We start from the raw sequence: 505 nt of genomic DNA on the forward strand, positions 1-505 counted from the left end.
GATAGTACCCAGTTGAAACGTTTATGTCTTAGATAATTAAAGGAAATGCTGATTTTTATCAAGATAATGAGAGGCTGATGTAGGCTGAAACAATCAAAACGTCTAGCTGATGAGTTTCTAACTAACAGGGGTATTACATTAGGTGAAAAAGGATTTCAACCAGATATGCGGTTAATTGAGACTTTACCGAATGGCAACATCGTTTTTTACCACTTTACCAGAGCGGATAGATTAGAAAAAATCTTAAGCAATAAAAACGGGCTTTGCTCTTATCGACCAGTTGCTTGTCCTAACCCACCAGAAGAATTTGAAGGCTGTTATCTTGTAGAAGGATTTCTTGAACCCTTACCTAAATGGCTAACAGAGAACTTTTATTTTGGAAATCTTGGCATAGAATTGGTTCAGGAGTATATCGGTAATATGCTTTTACGTATTGAAATTCCTTTAGACTTTCCTAAAGTTTATATAGCTGATTATGCACATGTATTAGAGTGCAGGTGCTTTG

General features: G+C 35.8%; 1 pseudogene. It reads left to right on the forward strand.

Features of this window, described 5'->3' with window-relative positions:
• Positions 1–165: 165 nt before the first annotated feature.
• Positions 166–505 (forward strand): annotated as a pseudogene (locus HMPREF0083_RS28250) (hypothetical protein); the annotation flags it as partial.

Source organism: Aneurinibacillus aneurinilyticus ATCC 12856 (genome assembly GCF_000466385.1).
In the GTDB taxonomy this organism is placed as follows: domain Bacteria; phylum Bacillota; class Bacilli; order Aneurinibacillales; family Aneurinibacillaceae; genus Aneurinibacillus; species Aneurinibacillus aneurinilyticus.